Source organism: Billgrantia sp. Q4P2, from assembly GCF_052806135.1.
The window spans coordinates 160,488-176,238 of the sequence record NZ_JBRBAI010000003.1 but is presented as its reverse complement, the minus strand read 5'-3'; the positions used below and the strand labels follow the sequence as shown (position 1 = coordinate 176,238).

Sequence of the window (15,751 nt, the reverse complement as noted above, 5' to 3'; positions counted from 1 at the left end):
TGCTTTATCGGCGGCCCCGGTGGTTTGGCAGAGTTGCTATTGGGAGAATGGGGGAGCGTCCCTTGCCTGCACTTGTTAGATTTATAATCCATCTAAATTTATTTCAACACTATCGCCTAGCCAATAGGCATATTTCGTATGATCTGCCAGATCATCACCCGTTAAAGCGTGAACCAATACACTTAAACTCCCTCTATTCTCATCCAGCCAGGGAATGAACGCATCAAAGGACTTGTGGCTAAAGGTAATCTGGCAACTCCACTGAGTATGAGGTCCAACTAACTTCTGATGAACGCGTCCGACCTTCAATCCAAACCTCTCTCCTGCTTCTTTACAAAGTTTAGAGGCAAAATCCAATGTTTCTTGATTAAAATAGACATGAGCATGGTACCCTTTGTGTATATTGATTGGTCTTTTGGGGTTGTTCACTTTGATTTCGCCTGGGAATAAAGTTATATGGAAGCCTAACGCCGCAATCACGCGCTCGTCGTGTGCATTGTCTTGTTATATTATTCTACTGTCAATCTCGCTCTGGAGCGTTTCAAGCTCGTCAGGAATACGGATAAATTTGGTGCCGAATCCAGTTGCTTTGTACTCAACACAGGATGGCACCTCGTTGTAGGTAACACGTTCCAAAATACCGTCTTTTCTTCGCTTTTAAGGGCGACACGTAAAACACATCGAGAGGTAAGGGGCAGGCGGGGAAAAGAAAACAGGAAGCTGTATGGCGACGAGCCCCGGTCCGGATACACCCGGATCCGGGGCATGTCGCTGCGGTATTATGCTAGGGCAGCCTTGATCGAATCCGACAAAGATGTTGTCGGCCGACCCAGCAATCGGCTCAAGTCACCACTGTTGTCCGCCAACCAGCCTTCGGCCGCCCGGGCTTCGGCATCCGCCAGCGCCGCGGCGAACCCCTCCGGCAGGCCGATCTTGACCAGCATGCCGGTGAAGTCCTGTTCGGTCAGGTGGTGGTACTGAATCGACTTCCCGGTCTGCCGTGCAATTTCCCGGGCGTAGTCGGCAAGCGTAAAGCCATCATCACCCGCCAGCTCGTAGACCCTGCCCGCTTCGTCGTCGGTGGATGTCAGAACCCGGGCGGTCGCTTCAGCCAGATCACTTCGGGTCGCGGTATTCAGCACACCCTCGCCCGCCGCACCTGCGACCGCGCCCGCTTGCAACACACCGCCCAGGCTCTCGGTGTAGGTTTCGGTGTACTTGCCATTACGCAGTAGCACAGCGGGCAGACCGGAAGCCTGGATGGCGGCTTCGGTCTCCCGGTGCTCCTGTGCCAAAATCAACGGCGACGTATCCGCCTTCAGAAGGCTGGTATAGGCGAACAACCGCACGCCTTCGCGTTTGGCGGCATCGATCACGGCCTGGTGCTGAGGCACCCGCTGACCGACTGCGTTGCTGGAAATCAACAGCAGTTTTTGGACCCCGGCCAAAGCCGTGGACAGTGATTCGGGTTGGTCGTAGTCGGCCTGACGTACAGTGACGCCTTCAGCACGAAGGTCCTCGGCGTTATCCGGGCTGCGGACCAGGGCGATGATGTTGGAGGCATCCGTCAGGGTCAGCAGGTGTTGGATGACAAGTCGGCCCAGTTGGCCGGTAGCGCCGGTAATTCCGATCATGGTGGTCTCTCCTCATTAGGACTGTCTGGATTTCGTGATCAGTGTGCGGCACACTCACCGCACCGATAAGTGGATCTATTCCGAATGAGGTGTTCGGGTTTTGAGTACAATCGATTTTTCCCACCTGCGCCTGCTGGCGGTTTACGCCACCGTGGTGGAGACGGGCAGTTTCGCAGCGGCCGCGCGCAAGCTGCACACCAGTCGCTCCCGCGTCAGTGAACAGGTGGCTCAACTGGAGACGGACCTCGGTGTGCGCTTGCTGCAACGCACGACCCGGCAACTCACCGTCACGCATGAAGGTCAACGGGTGTACGACGAAGCCCGATCATTGCCCGGTATCCTCCAGAATGTGGAGGCCATCGCGATGCCCAGGGAACCGAGTGGACGGGTCGCCATCACGATGAACCACGACATTGCCCACAAGTTCATTTTGCCCAGACTGGTCGATTTTCAGCGGCGCTACCCCAGAATAAAGCTCGATTTCATCCTGGACGACGAGCGAGTGGATCTGGTAGGCGAACAAATCGACCTCGCGATCCGTGTCGGCTTCCCACGGGACGATTCGGTGGTCGCCCGCGTACTCTACGAGGATCGCACTGCTCTGTTCGTCAGCCCGAAGTATCTTCAAGCGTCGGGGCCGCCTGATTCCGTACCGGAACTGGCCGCAGCCCACTGGATACTGCAGACGCAACCCCATGCCGGCGATGTGGTGCGGATGCGAAACGGTGAACGAACGGTTGAGATCCGCCCGCGTTCGTTTAACCGGTGTAACTCGCCTTTGCTATTGCAGCAAATGGTCGTCCAGGGACATGGCGTCGGTGCGGTACTGCCAAGTGTCGTGCGCCAGGAAATCGAATCCGGGCAGTTGGTGCCTGTTATGCCGGAACTGCGCGGCGATCCATTGGCGGTATCACTGGTGTATCCATCGAGAAAACAATTGCCGCAGAGGACACGGGTCGTGGTGGACTATCTGATGGTGGAAGATCTTATGTCAGGGTGAAGTGTGACTGGCGCTACGAGGCATCCGGAGCCTCGCGATAACGCTCTTTCAGAGGTGTCTGGACGGACCGCAATTCTTCAGCCTTCATGACACCCTCCTTATGCTTGTTATGGTCTCATGCTTGTTTTGGCGGCACGGCAGCTTTGGATGTCAGCTGTCTCGAACACTTCAATCAAAATAGGCTAAGGTACTCGAGCCGGCCAAAAGCGGATCCCTGGCACATTCGTCCCTGACAAGATCCCTTTGCCATCGACAAACCCGGAGCCCGCTATGTCTCGCGCCATCGAAATCCCCGCCGCCGACGGCACCATCGACGCTCATGTCTTCACGCCCGGGAACGCCGACCGTCCTCTTCCGGCCGTGGTGCTGTTCACCGATATCGGTGGCCTGCGGCCCTGCTATCACGAGAAGGCCCAGCAGATCGCGGACAACGGCTATGCTGTGTTGATGCCCAATATCTACTATCGCGATGTGCGCGGCCCCGTCGTGCCGAAGGGCAAATCCTTCCGCGATCCGGACGTGCGTCCGACGCTGTTCGGGTATGCCGGCCGCCTCACGCCCGAGGCACTATCCCTCGACTTCGCCGCGCTGCTGAAATGCATCGATAACGAGCCCGAGTTCGCGGATGGCAAGATAGGCGTGGTCGGCTACTGCATGACCGGTGCCTTCGCGCTGCGTATGGCGGCCGAACACCCCGACCGCGTTGCCGCTGCGGCTGGCTTCCATTCGGCCAATTTGGCGAAGGCCGACGACCTGAACAGTGTCGTACACATGGTCGGTACCATTGCAGGGCACGTCTATCTCGGCCACGCCGACAAGGACGAGTTGCTACCCCCCGAGCAGATCGCCCGCCTGGACGAAGCGCTGGCCAAAGCCGGTGTGCACTTCACCACCGAACTCTACAAGGGCGCCGCCCACGGCTTCACGGCCAAGGATGCTCCTAGCTACGATGCGGCCGCCGATACGCTGCATCACAAGCGGCTCGCCATGCTCCTGGAAGAGGCCTTGTAGCGGGAGTGCGTCTTTTGTTCGCTTCCCGGCGCGGCCTCGCTGTATGGGGCCGCGGCGCTATCTCCCCCTCGACAGTCTCAGGGCACCCTTGCGAAGCCTACGCCACGCACCACCAATCAGCCTGGCAAACAGATCGGCCTTCACTCGGGCATTGCGCTGTTCAATTGCCCGAATTTTAGGATCCGGATTGTGGAAAGCCATCGTCTCCTCCGCTGTCGCGAGCACACTGGAAGCGTAGCATGACAGGGCGCCGCGCATGCCTTTCTTGGTTGCCCGAAAGTCGTTTCTGCTAAAGATCTGAGGCAAGGCGCCGATAATTTTGCTTAGGACAAGCCTGTGCTCAGGGCCAACAAGCATGGTCATTACCGCCTTGTCTTTCTTTGGTCAGCCAGCAGCTTTCTCGTAGCTTCGCTGATCCAACCCCAAAAAAACGTCATTTGCCACAGGGAGCATGGGCTTTGTCATCACTAAATACAAAATATTCCGTGCATTGGTTGACTGGTCAATTTTGCGAATATCGCATGGAGTCGATGTATCGCAGGATTATCAAGACGAGGGCGCGGTTTGAAACACGTCTTTCGTTGATCCTGGGGTCCTTTATCTTTGGCATGTTTGCTATTACGGACTACCATCTTCTTGGCTTAACCAGAGAATATTATTTGCTGATCACCATGCGCATCGTGGTAGTGAGCCTCTGCCTTCTCTTGGCATTCATTATCGGGCGCTGGGGAAACTATTTCCGTAAAATCTGGTTGCACGCTTTGCCGCTCTGGATATTTGCGACGGGAATCATTTTGATCGTTCCCTTGCGCCCCGAGAGCCTCGCCACTCAGGTAACGGCGGTGGTGGTAGCCACCATGGCCTTCTATCTACTGATTCCTAACTTGCTGACGGTGGTAACGTTTGCAAGCCTCTATTTGAGTATTGGCTTTCTGACCGCTGCAGTGCTATTTGCGGAAATTTCACCAGTGGTGTCGCTTCGCTTGGCGCTGTTGTTGATTATGGCCAATGTAGTGGGCTTCTGTGCCTTGCTGCGTTTGGAAAACCTTCAGCGCAGGCAATTTGCGCTGCTTCAAGAAGAGCGTGATCAAAATCGCCATCTGCTCAAGGAAATAGCTCTTCGAAAAGATCTGGAAGCTCAGTTGCGCATGGTCGCCGAGCGGGATGCCCTAACGGGATTGGATAGTCGAAGCCATTTCATGAAGCGGGCCAAGGCACTGCTGCAGCGTTCGCAAGTGGAAAAGAAACCATTCAGCCTTTTCATGATTGATGTCGATCATTTCAAGCGTATCAACGATACATGGGGCCACACGCATGGGGATTGGGTTCTGACCAAGGTCGCGGAGGCTTGTGCGCGGTCTCTACGCCCCACGGATGTGATAGGACGTTTCGGTGGTGAAGAGTTCATAGTGGCCCTGCCGGACACCGGCCCCGACGACGCCCAAATCGTCGCGGAGCGCTTGAAAAAGAAGGTCGCCGAGCTTCCGTTAAAGGAAGAAATGAGCGAGATGCGCCTAAGCGTCACCATAGGTATCGCTTTAGCGTACACGGAAGAGGCCGACCTTGATTCCTTGATCACGCGAGCGGATCAGTCACTATACGTTGGCAAGCGCGACGGCAGGAACCGGGTAGTGATGAGTCGCGAGGGGACGGAAGAGGGATGAAAGGGAAGGGGAAGTTGGATTCTCGGTACACCGCGTCGTCATTCGCCTCTCGAGCGTCCCTTCTAGACTCTCGTTGGCACCGTTCCAAACGTATTTTTCATGGCAGCCAACGGCCAAGAGCAGACTATCAGTGCAATCTGATATAGCTCCGTCAGCACGCACGGCTTTGCCTCCACGACAAAGCCGCAACGGAAAAACCATCGCCATGCCTGGTCTTGTTAAGCACGCCGCTAGACCATTTTCGATAGCCCGTTTTACTATTGGCGCCACTACCTTGGGCGTAATGCTTCATTCTTAACAATATTTTGTTTGCAGCCAGTCCGAAAGCTGCTTTTTGCCCTTACTTGCATTACCGTCGCAGCAGCAGAGAGCAATATTCTTCCTTGTAATGAGGCTGGCGTCATTGATGATATGCTACCAGCTTGCCGCAGACTTTCTTGTTACTTTCACGGAAGTAAATTAATTTACGCAATAAACGCACACTCATCTCTTTCAAGGACTTCTTTTTCGAGCCAGCCAGGAACAATCTAGTTATTTGCCATAATGTGACTCTACCTATTTGACTCTTAACGCTTGAGCTGAGGGAAGTCCACGTCCCACTCCAGCGACTGGTTAGGTGCCGCTCCTTCCTCCAAATACACCCGCCTAATCTTCGACCTCCCAAGCGGGATTCCAAGCGATTTCCCAAAGGTGACCGTCCGGGTCTTGGAAGTATCCGGAGTACCCGCCCCAAAAACGGTCACGGGCAGCATCTGTGACCTTGGCCCCAGCCTTTTTCGCCAGTTGCATGATGGCGTCGACCTTCTCCTTGGATCCGACGACATGTCCGATAGAAATTTCGGATGAGCTAGGAGAATCCAAGGAAATATTCGCATCCTTGGCAAGCGCAGGTCTTGGATAAAGCGCTAGAATCAAACCATTGTTCATGTTAAAGAAAACAACAGCGCCATCCTCGAATTCGGTACCGATAATACCTTCGGTAGGTAGGCCCAGACCGTCACGGTAAAAGACCAGTGCGCGCTCCAGATCGGCCACTCCCAAGGTGATCACTTTGATACGGGGCTTCATAAACTAATCTCCACTCAGCTAGGCCAGACTTCAGCCTAGCTCATGAGGACAGCGGGGAATTGAATAAATCGGACAACGCCACGCCGGACAATTGCCGAGGCAGAAGGCGGGTCGGAGACTGACCGGTCAAAGTGCGCACCTCGCGGCACAGGTGCGCCTGATCGGCATAGCCGGATTCCATGGCCAGCCAGGTCAAGCTGGTCGATAAGGAGGTACTGGCCAGCCAGCGCACGCGCTGCAGCCTCATGATGCGCTGGAACACCTTGGGACCGTAGCCCAAGGCAACCTGGCAACGGCGATGCAATAGCCGCTCACTCAGTTGCAGTTCCTTGGCCAATTGCCAAATCTTCCCATGTGGATTGGAGGCGAGCCAGTGGGCGGCGTAGCACATGGTCGGGTCCAGTGGGGCGATATCAACGAAGTGCTTTTGGAGCAGGGCCGGCAGCTTGATCGAGGTGACCTGGGTAGCCGTACATAGAGGGCTGGTTCGCAAGATATCCGCCAGTGGCACATGCAAATTGCGCAACTGCGCTGCGGGAAGACCCAAAGCGACACCGGCCCAGCCTGGACGCAGGCGGGCTCCCAGCACGGCGGTACCCGGAGGCAGGGGAAAGTGCTGTGCCCTGTCCATGGGGCCGGCCATCAATGGCGTAGCGCCATTCAGCCAGATCAGATCCACACAACCATCCGGCAGAATGGGTCGCTGACCGTCGGTGTTGTCAGTGATGTGTCGCTGCCACAGACAAACCAGTTGCCGAGTCAAGGCCGGCGGTGGCGGCCGTTCCCGATAGTGGAGCTTTGACAGGACTTCCACAGTTACCTCTCAAAAAGAATCACAGTGATTAGACTGCCCATCCTATGATTGGATGCACGTGCCGGCACATTTGCCAGGAGGTCCGCGGTAGGTCGTCAACTGCCCACGCAACTCCATCAGCATAGACTGAAGTTCCTCGATCGGCCAGAAGCAGACTATCAGCGACATCTGATATAACGCTGTAGGCAAGCGGCGCCGTAGCGATGCGAAAGGAACCAAAGTAAGTAGCGTCGAACTAGAGCCTTGTTAGGGAAACAGCGCCTATTCAAAGTGTAGGAAGCTGCTTTAATTTGGTTTTTCGCTGTATTTCAAGACTGGCTGAGATAGAGCTGTCTGGTGGATGTGCACCTGGTAGCTGGAACGGGACGATCATGGCTTGGTGTGTCAGTCTTCATGTGATTTCTTGGTTTGGCGTTTTCGTTTTCTTCTATCGTGATATGGTGCTCTTCGACATCTCTAAGAACTGCTCTTGGACACAAAGATAGAAGCCCTTGTAGTCCATGTAGTCACCGAGTCCTTTCATAACGCTGTCTAGCTTTTCTTTGATTTCTATTAGTCCGGGGTGGTTGATTGTGACACCAAAGAAAGGGGTGCACATGTTTAAGGCGGCTCGGCCTATGCCAGGTTCGCTGGCGTAATCATTGGCGAAGTCTGAAAGCCTGTCTTCATATTGGGCGCGTTCATTAATGCAGATGGTAGTGTCGTCCCCTTCACAGGTCAGTAAGTCCATGGAGTAAAAGAGCACTGCGCGGTGGAAGCAGGAGTTTGGAAGAGAGCTTTCGAGACAGCGGCTATATAATTCCTCGCAGCCTTCCGCTCCGAAGTCTTTGCATAGCTCTTCGGTGCTTTCGCTAAGCTCCCTATCTCTTAATGATAGCTCTTCAATATCGACGTCAAAATTTAGGTCGGGTATGGTTCTAGTTTCAGAGGCAGTCGAAGTTAGGGGGAGCGCTATTGCAAGGGCGGCAGGAATCAGCGTGGTTGAAAATATGTGAAAGAGCTGGCGTGAAAATGTCATGGTGACTCCCCGTATTCCCTGTAGTTATAGCTTCTTCTATGGAGGGCAGGACTAGCCATAAATTTTATTAAACTGTAGCCTGACCGGGCTGGACTGGCAAATGCTCACAATGATTCACTGATAGGGAAACACTGCATAAAACCCGCCGCAGCTGCTTGGCAGCCGTCGGCGGGATTTATGCAGTGTTTCCTTAACGATGAAGTTCAGCCGCGCGGCGTTAGCTGTGTCGGATGATGCGAGTTGTTAGGGCATTAAACCGGAACGTAAGCAAGCTTGGACCGGCGGACAGGCGCCTTCAGCCCGTATCGTGAGCACAGATCCTTGACGGCCTCGTAGAACTCCCCACTTGCCTCCGGTGCGACAACGACGCTCCTTACCAGTGTGTCTAGCTCAGGAACATTTAATCGCAGATCAATAGGATTCGACTCCCAGCCCTCACCCTGCTGCGGGACGATTACGCGCACCTCACTTTCGTGCCTGTAAGCTTCATGCTTGAACTGTAGAACATCTGGGTATCCCCCGATAACGTAGTTCTTCATTTTCGGGTGATCGACATACCTGACCCGATGAAGGATAATATCTCTTTCCCAGGCGAGAGCTACCCGGAGGAGGCGTTCAACGGTCGTTGTCACTACGATTCCTGAGTGGACTCCGGCGTAGAGTTGCCAGTGAGCCATGCTGTCTCTTGCGCTACGTGTCCAACAACTCACATAATTTCCGGCTCGTGACCTACGGTAGAAATAGTCTGCGTTCGTCTTTGCATCACCTACTACATGAGCTTCGTCCATCGCTGCACGAAGGGATGGGAAAAGAGCCCCCTCCAATCTATCTGTGAAACCATCTGCCCGCCTAAAATACAGTGAGCTAGAATGCAGAAGATCTAAAAGCTTTGGCAGGTCAATATAGCGACGCAGAATCCACTGCTGTTGAATGCCACTATCGGAGAAAACTTGCGCGCGCTGCATTTGCGACTCCTGACGCCTGAATTAGGCACGGACTAGCGGCGCTTGGTGTGCGCGTGAAGCATATGAAGGAGGCTGTTTCTATCATAAGGATTGCGTGATGTCATATCGAATTCCTCTTTGCTCATGTTGTAAACGCCGACAACGTTTGGATCTTCGCCATCCATCCAGATGAAATTCCAGTCATCATCCAGGCGCTCGGCCGATTTGACGATCTCGAACTCAGTCAACCCGAACTTTCGAGGTTTGCCCATACGTACTACGAAGCAGCTGACGTTATGGAAGCTCCTGTCAGATGGTTCTGCTTGAACAGCTACATTGAAACCTCCGCGGTCCTTAACGCTTGGAAACACTATACCTTCAGCACCAACTCTCGAATAGATCGACTGGGCCAAGGCGCGGCTAAACATGTATCCATTTACTGATGCGTCTGGGTCCGCAAGAACGCTCGCGAAGAACTTGTCTATGTAAATCTTTTTCAGAGCCTCCTGTCGTGGCATGGCGTTAAGGATCTTTGCGATTTCCATATCAGGGTCCTGGCCAGCGAAATGCATATATCCATTCTTCTGGACATTCGAGTACTCACCGATGACTGCTAATCGGATCGGGGACTCGTTTATAACTCGAAACCCCGCTAGCTGTACCAGTTGTCCATCCGTCGCGCCAACCTCGGCGAGAGCTGTCTCCTTGCGTGCGGCGATGTAGAAACAAGGCGTACCGAAGTCATTGAGCCGTCCCTGCTTGGCAAGCTGCGGCGGTGGATAGTCAAGGTCAGAGATATTTGAATAGATTTCGTTCTCTATAGGCCTTGCACGCCAGAATATGCTGCCACGGCCGAACTCGAGTGACAGAATCTCATACTCTTTGAACAGTAGATCTATGGCATGACAGAACGCTGATTCACTCTCGGTAGAGAGCGCCTGATCAAAGATTTTTTCACAGTCGTCGAGAAGCATGGGTTCGTGCCTAACTGTTTAGCATTTGTTCAACAATGTTATACAGCATGCCTTTTCCCCTAACCCACTGAAAAAAACTTAATATTAAGTATGGCTTGGCCACATAACGCCAATCATCGCGCCTGCTTCATAACACGGGGAGAAATGGTGGCGACCATTGCCGACATGTCGCCTTTGGGTCGAAAGCCGCCACCTGTTTATCCAGCCACCCCTCACCCGACCAACTCCACCCGGCCCCAATCCCCACCCACTGAATCGAGCATTTGTTTCAACGCCGGGCTCTGGTAGGTCACGTGCGGGTCTTCCCAGCGCAGACGTACGCTCTGGTGTAGGCAGGGTTCCGGCGTGCGGTGCTGCGAGCGGCGCATGATCTTGTAGAAGCCCTTGTACTCGTCGTGTTGCCGGCCGCTATGGCGCGGGTTCATCGAGGCAACGAAGTGCGGCTCGAGGGCGAGGCCGCACCGTTCGGCTTCGGTGACCATCCATTGGCCAGCGTAGTCGCCGAGTTCGCGCTGTGGGTAGCCGCCGCCGATATCGGTGTGCACGCCGGCGAACCACACCTGCTTCAGGTCGATGCCGGGCTTGGCCGACCACAGCGTGGGCTCGAAGTCCTGGCGGTTTTCGTCGATGGAGACGGCATGCCGGGCATGGCAGATGATGCTGCTGGGCTCGGTGTCGTGGAACAGGTAGCGCTCGGTACCCAGGGTGCCAAGGAAGGGGGCGGGAATGCCGAGGGCGCCGACGGTATCCCACACGCCAAGGAACTCAATTGGGGTGATATCTGCGACGGCGTAGGCGCGGCGAAAATCGGTGGATCGTTCGGCACTGGGCGCCGAGCTTCTGGAGCGCTGCCGGTAGAGCTGATAGGCTTCGGGGATACGGTCGGCGTAGAGCCGGAGCAGCACACCGCAGTTGCGGATGAGCCCGGCCAGGGAGCGCACGGTGTAGGCGCCGCGGCTGAAGCCGAACAGGAAGAGCTGATCGCCAGGCTCGTAGTTGTGCACGATGAAGCGATAGCAATCCATGATGTTCTTGTCGATGCCAGCGCCGGTCGCACCGCCGCGAATTCGGTCGCCCTCGGTGCCCACGCCCCAGTCGTAGTAGACGACCTGCTTGATGCCGGTATCGCAGCATGGTGCGATACCGCGAGCCAGGCGCAGCACGTGCGTCGGGGCGTCACTTTCGGGGCATTGCCAGGTGCCATCGGCGCAGATGATGATGCGTTTCATCCCGCCATCTCTCCCTACGTTTTTTACTAAACGTAAACCCAATGTTTCGAATAAGCTACGTCATCTAACCCAAAAACGGCCCTCGCCGCCTTGATTGAGGTCATGGCTTACGCTCTGTAATACATGGCTTACAACGATGGGCTAAGGCGAGACATTTCGATGTTGGATGCGGCACTCTGCTGCTGGCCCGTAGCCTTTCGTGCAGGCATGAAGTTGGGATTTTCAACCGTTTCCATGGAGAGATTGCCGAGCAGGATGGAGCGAGGCTTCACTCCTCATAGGGCTCATCGGTACGCGGGGCGTTTGGCATCTGCTCATCTAGCGACTGGCGGTACTTGATGCAGCCTTTCATGAACTCCGGCCATTCCGGTACCACGGGAACCGGATCGGTCTTGTCGGGCAATAGCCCCCAAAGGGCCGGGTGATGCCAGCAGAGGTCATGTCGGCTGCAGTCTCGGTGCTCGCGAATCCCCTGGCGTAGGCGCTTGGCTTCTTCGATCAGTTCTTCGCGGGTCATCCTCTCGAGGTCTTCATCCATCGCTACCTCCTCGATATTGGCTTGGGTGTCTGGAGCAGGGGGCAGCCCAGTTCGGCTAGCTTGATCACACCGGGTCTCTCCAGTGCGAATACCCGTCGTGGGTGATGCCGCTCGCTGCAGTATTGGCTAGCGTGCCGAGGCCTGCAATTCGTAAAAGCACACCGCCGTTGCGCCAGCGGCGGTGTGCTCCGGGACGGGCGTCTTTACGGGACAGGGTGGGGAAGGCGGGCAATGACCTTGATTTCAAAGTCGAAGCCCGCCAGCCAGTTGACGCCGACAGCGGTCCAGTTGGGGTAGGGTGGCTCGCCAATCGCCTTCGTTCGAACCCTGTCGATCGCTTCCCACTGGGCGGCGGGGTCGGTGTGGAAGGTGGTCACGTCGACGATGTCGTCGAAGGTGCAGCCGGCGGCCTCGAGAACGGCTGCAAGGTTGTCGAAGGCAAGCTGCACCTGGTTTTCGAAATCCGGCTCGGGGGAGCCGTCCTCACGGCTGCCGACCTGGCCCGAGACGAACAGGAAGTCGCCCGAGCGGATCGCCGCTGAATAGCGGTTGATCTCATAGAGTGCCTGCCGACCGGCAGGGAAGACTGCATCGCGTTTAGCCATCGTGCTGCTCCGGTGGGATAAAATTGATATACGGTCCGTATGTGACTATGCTGGCACATACGCTTCGTATGTCAATGCGCATACGAGCCGTATGCGAAATTTTTTGAAGCGATGTCAGGAGAGGGTGTGGCGACGAAACGTGCGCAGATGATGGAGGAAACCCGGGCCAAGCTCATTCGAGCCGCTCGGGAGGCCTTCGCGGCCAAGGGCTATGCGGCGGCCTCGATGGACGATATCACCGCCGATGCCGGGCTGACGCGGGGGGCGCTCTACCATAACTTCGGCGGCAAGCAGGGATTGCTGCAGGCCGTAGTCGACCAGATCGACCGGGAGATGGTGGCGCGGATGCTGGCTGCTCAGGATCAGGCGGCAAGCCGATGGGACGGGCTGCTCGAGGAGGGAGTGGCCTATATCGAAATGGCGCTGGAGCCGGAAGTCCAGCGCATCATGCTGCTGGATGGCCCTGCCGTACTCGGCGACCCTTCGCAGTGGCCCAACCAGAATGCGTGCCTGCTGCGCACGACGCAGACCCTCCAGGCGCTCATCGATGAAGGCACGGTCAAGCCGGTGGACGCGGAGGCCGCTGCCCGGTTGATCAATGGCGCGGCGCTCAACGCTGCCCTGTGGATTGCCGCCGCCGACGATCCCCGCGCCGTTCTTCCGAAGGCCGTCGAGGCGTTCCGGCAGCTCGCGGCTGGCTTGCTGAAAACCGAGGGGTGACGCGTGAGACGTACGGGCTCATAGCCAAGCCCATGCTTTAGAAGAAGGGAGGCTTGGGCCTCCCTTGACTCATTGTGCGTTCCAAGAGACTCGTTCGTTCACTCATGCTGCAGGATATTGACGAGCTTGCCGAACGGGTCGCGGACATAGAATCGCCGCACGCCCCAGGGCTCGCTGGCAGGGCCGTACTCGATGGGTACGTTCGCCTTCTCGAAGCGTGCCAGCGCCGCTTCGATATCGTCGACTTCGATGGAAAGATCGGGCACGGGCGTGCCGGAACCGCCCTCTGTGCCGAAGCTCACCTGAACCGTCATGTTCTCGTCCGAGCCGTAGGTTCGGAACCAGCCGTGGTCCATGAGCAGCTCGAGGCCCAGGATTTCTCCATAGAAGGCTGCCGCCTTGTCGAGATCCGATGTCGCCGTGTTGGACATGATGCGTTTGACTTTCATCTGCCACCCCGATTCTCGTTTCGTGAACTCCTTAACGTAGTGGTATCGATGTAGATGCGCCATCTGGCATCCAGGTTGCTTTGCATCAACGCTGTTTCTTCGTAATCTTGATGCATTGAGGTCAGGCGGGTAGCTCATGCAGGTTCTTATTATCGAGGATAATTCGGATATCATCGCGAATCTGTACGGATATCTGGAACCGCTTGGCTATATGCTGGACGTGGCGCGTAATGGCACTGCAGGAATCTCCTGTGCTACGAGTTCCTTCCATGATGCGATCATCCTCGATCTATCGCTGCCGGGTATGGATGGCGTGGAGGTCTGCCGGAAGCTCCGGCAAGAGTATCGGCTGGCAACGCCGATCCTGATGCTGACGGCGCGCGACTCGGTGCATGACAAGCTGACCGGATTCGAGGTCGGCGCTGACGATTATCTGGTCAAGCCCTATTCCCTTCCCGAGCTGGATGCACGCTTGAAGGCGCTGGTACGTAGAGCGCGCAACGAACATGTGCAGTCGGTCCTGGTCTTCGGCGAGCTTCGGCTTGATACTGGTACCGGCCTTGCCACCCGTGCCGGTCAGCCGCTCGAGCTGACGCCGACGGGCTACAAGATTCTTGCGGCGCTGATGCGCGGCGCTCCGAAGTTGATAACGCGCGAAGCGATCGAGCACGAGATATGGGGCGACAATCCACCGGACAGTGACGCCCTGCGTACCCACATTCATACCTTGCGCCAAGCGCTCGACAAGCCTTTTCCCTACCCCATGCTGCTGACTTCGCCAGGCGTCGGTTATCGGTTGAAAGCGCCCAGTGAAGCCTAGACTTTCGCTCAAGAAGCGTATCGCGCTCACCTATATTCTGTTGACCGTTGCAGTGGCCGGCGCCTTCAGTGCGGTTTCCTATGTCGCGGTGAAAGTGATCGAAGAGCAGGTCATCGATGCTCGCCTCGCCAAGTTGGCGGAAAGATTGGTCGATCTTCATCAACTGGGCGATGTCCCGGATGCGCCACCGGACGTGCATTTCCATATCGATGCCGACATACCCGACGCGTTACGCGAATTGCCCATGGGTAGCCATGAACTGACGCTCGGGGAACGCCAGGTTCGTGCGCTGTTGACGGAGCATGGTGCTAGTCGATACGCAGTGGTGCAGGAAGTCGATGAAATCGAGCATACGGAAAGGGTCATCCTGCTTGCCTTGGCCATCGGCTTTGTCGTCAGCGTACTGCTCGCCGCCGTACTCGGTGTGCTGAGCGCCCGGCGCGTGATGGCGCCGGTAGCGGCGCTTGCCGAGGCGGTGGAGCGTAACGCAGGCCCGACTGAACTGCCCTCCCTTTCCGCGCAAGACGAAATTGGCTCGTTGGCGCGTGCCTTTGCCAAGCGAACCGACAAGTTGCAGCAGTTCCTGCAGCGTGAGCGGCTCTTCACCGGCGACGTCAGCCATGAATTGCGTACCCCTCTGACGATCATGCTGGGCGCGGCGGAAGTGCTGAAAACTCAGTTGCCGGAGCATTCCAGGCAATCCGAGGCCGCTGAGCGCATTCGGCGCGTGGCTGCGGAAACCTCGCAGCGGGTCAGCGCGCTGCTTTTGCTGTCGCGTGCCCCGGACTCCCTGGATTCGCCGCGTATCGTGCTGAATACGATCATCGAGTCGGAGATGGAGCGCTGCCGGCCCCTGCTGAGTGGAAGTGACGTTCAATGCAGGCTGGAGTGGATGGAACAAGTGTGGGCCGACGTACACCCCGATCTGGCCGGGATCATGATCGGCAATTTGCTGCGTAACGCCTGCCAGCATACCAGCCAGGGCGTGATCCTCGTGCAGCTCACTGCGGGTCGGCTAGTGATCGAGGATACTGGCCCTGGTATTCCCCAGGGGGTGCGCGAGCGGCTATTCGAGCGATTCGTCCATGGTGGCGATGGGGCGGGGCACGAAGGCATGGGGTTGGGCCTGGCCATCGCCAAACGGGTGGTCGAGCATATCGGTTGGGAGGTGCGCCTGGAGATTCCCGAAGCTGGGGGAACCCGCTTCGTCCTGACATTCCCTCCGGTTCCTGCCATTTAGCGTCTTAACGCCTTCTTCACGTC

The 15,751-nt window shown here is 56.5% G+C and carries 18 protein-coding genes; 6 read left to right on the top strand and 12 right to left on the bottom strand.

Going from position 1 to position 15,751, the window contains the following annotated elements:
- Nucleotides 1-81: 81 nt before the first annotated feature.
- The 3 genes from ACUY1T_RS06235 to ACUY1T_RS06225 all read right to left on the bottom strand — a co-directional run bounded on the left by ACUY1T_RS06235 (nucleotide 82) and on the right by ACUY1T_RS06225 (nucleotide 1,634).
- Entirely contained in the window at nucleotides 82-429 is a 348-nt protein-coding gene (locus ACUY1T_RS06235; protein ID WP_446021059.1) for a DOPA 4,5-dioxygenase family protein, read from the bottom strand.
- Between the two features lie 75 nt (nucleotides 430-504).
- Nucleotides 505-636 carry a hypothetical protein gene (locus ACUY1T_RS06230; RefSeq protein WP_446021057.1) on the bottom strand — a complete coding sequence of 44 codons (132 nt, stop codon included), beginning with the start codon at nucleotides 634-636 and terminating at the stop codon, nucleotides 505-507.
- A 143-nt stretch (nucleotides 637-779) separates the two neighbouring features.
- A complete protein-coding gene (locus ACUY1T_RS06225) occupies nucleotides 780-1,634 on the bottom strand; it encodes an SDR family oxidoreductase (RefSeq protein ID WP_446021055.1) in 855 nt (284 codons plus the stop codon).
- A 100-nt stretch (nucleotides 1,635-1,734) separates the two neighbouring features.
- Between ACUY1T_RS06225 and ACUY1T_RS06220 the strand changes: the two genes are divergently transcribed.
- The 3 genes from ACUY1T_RS06220 to ACUY1T_RS06210 all read left to right on the top strand — a co-directional run bounded on the left by ACUY1T_RS06220 (nucleotide 1,735) and on the right by ACUY1T_RS06210 (nucleotide 5,309).
- Entirely contained in the window at nucleotides 1,735-2,634 is a 900-nt protein-coding gene (locus ACUY1T_RS06220; RefSeq protein WP_446021054.1) for a LysR substrate-binding domain-containing protein, read from the top strand.
- A gap of 270 nt (nucleotides 2,635-2,904) precedes the next feature.
- On the top strand, nucleotides 2,905-3,645 hold the full coding sequence (locus ACUY1T_RS06215; protein ID WP_446021052.1) for a dienelactone hydrolase family protein: 741 nt from the start codon (nucleotides 2,905-2,907) through the stop codon (nucleotides 3,643-3,645).
- Nucleotides 3,646-4,103: 458 nt separating this feature from the next.
- Entirely contained in the window at nucleotides 4,104-5,309 is a 1,206-nt protein-coding gene (locus tag ACUY1T_RS06210) for a GGDEF domain-containing protein (RefSeq protein ID WP_446021050.1), read from the top strand.
- Nucleotides 5,310-5,954: 645 nt separating this feature from the next.
- Here ACUY1T_RS06210 and ACUY1T_RS06205 read toward each other — a convergent pair.
- The 8 genes from ACUY1T_RS06205 to ACUY1T_RS06170 all read right to left on the bottom strand — a co-directional run bounded on the left by ACUY1T_RS06205 (nucleotide 5,955) and on the right by ACUY1T_RS06170 (nucleotide 12,499).
- Nucleotides 5,955-6,377 (bottom strand): VOC family protein, encoded by a 423-nt coding sequence (locus ACUY1T_RS06205; protein ID WP_446021048.1) that lies wholly within the window; start codon nucleotides 6,375-6,377, stop codon nucleotides 5,955-5,957.
- Nucleotides 6,378-6,417: 40 nt separating this feature from the next.
- Entirely contained in the window at nucleotides 6,418-7,191 is a 774-nt protein-coding gene (locus ACUY1T_RS06200; protein ID WP_446021046.1) for a DUF6597 domain-containing transcriptional factor, read from the bottom strand.
- A gap of 427 nt (nucleotides 7,192-7,618) precedes the next feature.
- The gene (locus tag ACUY1T_RS06195) at nucleotides 7,619-8,209 is read right to left on the bottom strand and encodes a hypothetical protein (protein ID WP_446021045.1); all 591 of its coding nucleotides are present in this window, start codon (nucleotides 8,207-8,209) and stop codon (nucleotides 7,619-7,621) included.
- Between the two features lie 251 nt (nucleotides 8,210-8,460).
- On the bottom strand, nucleotides 8,461-8,886 hold the full coding sequence (locus tag ACUY1T_RS06190) for a hypothetical protein (protein WP_446021044.1): 426 nt from the start codon (nucleotides 8,884-8,886) through the stop codon (nucleotides 8,461-8,463).
- Between the two features lie 320 nt (nucleotides 8,887-9,206).
- Nucleotides 9,207-10,127, bottom strand: a complete 921-nt coding sequence (locus ACUY1T_RS06185) for an RES family NAD+ phosphorylase (RefSeq protein ID WP_446021042.1) — start codon at nucleotides 10,125-10,127, stop codon at nucleotides 9,207-9,209.
- Between the two features lie 212 nt (nucleotides 10,128-10,339).
- On the bottom strand, nucleotides 10,340-11,356 hold the full coding sequence (locus ACUY1T_RS06180; protein ID WP_446021041.1) for a DUF2235 domain-containing protein: 1,017 nt from the start codon (nucleotides 11,354-11,356) through the stop codon (nucleotides 10,340-10,342).
- Between the two features lie 268 nt (nucleotides 11,357-11,624).
- On the bottom strand, nucleotides 11,625-11,894 hold the full coding sequence (locus ACUY1T_RS06175) for a hypothetical protein (protein ID WP_446021039.1): 270 nt from the start codon (nucleotides 11,892-11,894) through the stop codon (nucleotides 11,625-11,627).
- A gap of 203 nt (nucleotides 11,895-12,097) precedes the next feature.
- Nucleotides 12,098-12,499 carry a RidA family protein gene (locus ACUY1T_RS06170; RefSeq protein WP_446021037.1) on the bottom strand — a complete coding sequence of 134 codons (402 nt, stop codon included), beginning with the start codon at nucleotides 12,497-12,499 and terminating at the stop codon, nucleotides 12,098-12,100.
- Nucleotides 12,500-12,625: 126 nt separating this feature from the next.
- On the opposite strand from ACUY1T_RS06170, the gene ACUY1T_RS06165 reads away from it, so the two are divergent.
- A complete protein-coding gene (locus tag ACUY1T_RS06165; RefSeq protein ID WP_446021035.1) occupies nucleotides 12,626-13,219 on the top strand; it encodes a TetR/AcrR family transcriptional regulator in 594 nt (197 codons plus the stop codon).
- A gap of 98 nt (nucleotides 13,220-13,317) precedes the next feature.
- Here ACUY1T_RS06165 and ACUY1T_RS06160 read toward each other — a convergent pair whose 3' ends face one another.
- Nucleotides 13,318-13,668 carry a VOC family protein gene (locus ACUY1T_RS06160; protein WP_446021033.1) on the bottom strand — a complete coding sequence of 117 codons (351 nt, stop codon included), beginning with the start codon at nucleotides 13,666-13,668 and terminating at the stop codon, nucleotides 13,318-13,320.
- A gap of 136 nt (nucleotides 13,669-13,804) precedes the next feature.
- Between ACUY1T_RS06160 and ACUY1T_RS06155 the strand changes: the two genes are divergently transcribed.
- Both ACUY1T_RS06155 and ACUY1T_RS06150 read left to right on the top strand, forming a co-directional pair.
- On the top strand, nucleotides 13,805-14,488 hold the full coding sequence (locus tag ACUY1T_RS06155) for a response regulator transcription factor (protein WP_446021031.1): 684 nt from the start codon (nucleotides 13,805-13,807) through the stop codon (nucleotides 14,486-14,488).
- Nucleotides 14,478-15,728 carry a sensor histidine kinase gene (locus ACUY1T_RS06150; protein ID WP_446021029.1) on the top strand — a complete coding sequence of 417 codons (1,251 nt, stop codon included), beginning with the start codon at nucleotides 14,478-14,480 and terminating at the stop codon, nucleotides 15,726-15,728. Before ACUY1T_RS06155 ends, ACUY1T_RS06150 begins: the two co-directional genes overlap by 11 nt.
- The last annotated feature ends 23 nt before the right edge of the window (nucleotides 15,729-15,751 follow it).

Excerpts from the sequence above, each read along its gene's own strand:
- ACUY1T_RS06155 (WP_446021031.1), top strand. The coding sequence starts at position 13,805 with ATGCAGGTTCTTATTATCGAGGATAATTCGGATATCATCGCGAATCTG.
- ACUY1T_RS06195 (WP_446021045.1), bottom strand. The coding sequence starts at position 8,209 with ATGACATTTTCACGCCAGCTCTTTCACATATTTTCAACCACGCTGATT.
- ACUY1T_RS06215 (WP_446021052.1), top strand. The coding sequence starts at position 2,905 with ATGTCTCGCGCCATCGAAATCCCCGCCGCCGACGGCACCATCGACGCT.
- ACUY1T_RS06185 (WP_446021042.1), bottom strand. The coding sequence starts at position 10,127 with ATGCTTCTCGACGACTGTGAAAAAATCTTTGATCAGGCGCTCTCTACC.
- ACUY1T_RS06190 (WP_446021044.1), bottom strand. The coding sequence starts at position 8,886 with ATGGCTCACTGGCAACTCTACGCCGGAGTCCACTCAGGAATCGTAGTG.
- ACUY1T_RS06225 (WP_446021055.1), bottom strand. The coding sequence starts at position 1,634 with ATGATCGGAATTACCGGCGCTACCGGCCAACTGGGCCGACTTGTCATC.
- ACUY1T_RS06170 (WP_446021037.1), bottom strand. The coding sequence starts at position 12,499 with ATGGCTAAACGCGATGCAGTCTTCCCTGCCGGTCGGCAGGCACTCTAT.
- ACUY1T_RS06160 (WP_446021033.1), bottom strand. The coding sequence starts at position 13,668 with ATGAAAGTCAAACGCATCATGTCCAACACGGCGACATCGGATCTCGAC.
- ACUY1T_RS06180 (WP_446021041.1), bottom strand. The coding sequence starts at position 11,356 with ATGAAACGCATCATCATCTGCGCCGATGGCACCTGGCAATGCCCCGAA.
- ACUY1T_RS06205 (WP_446021048.1), bottom strand. The coding sequence starts at position 6,377 with ATGAAGCCCCGTATCAAAGTGATCACCTTGGGAGTGGCCGATCTGGAG.
- ACUY1T_RS06175 (WP_446021039.1), bottom strand. The coding sequence starts at position 11,894 with ATGGATGAAGACCTCGAGAGGATGACCCGCGAAGAACTGATCGAAGAA.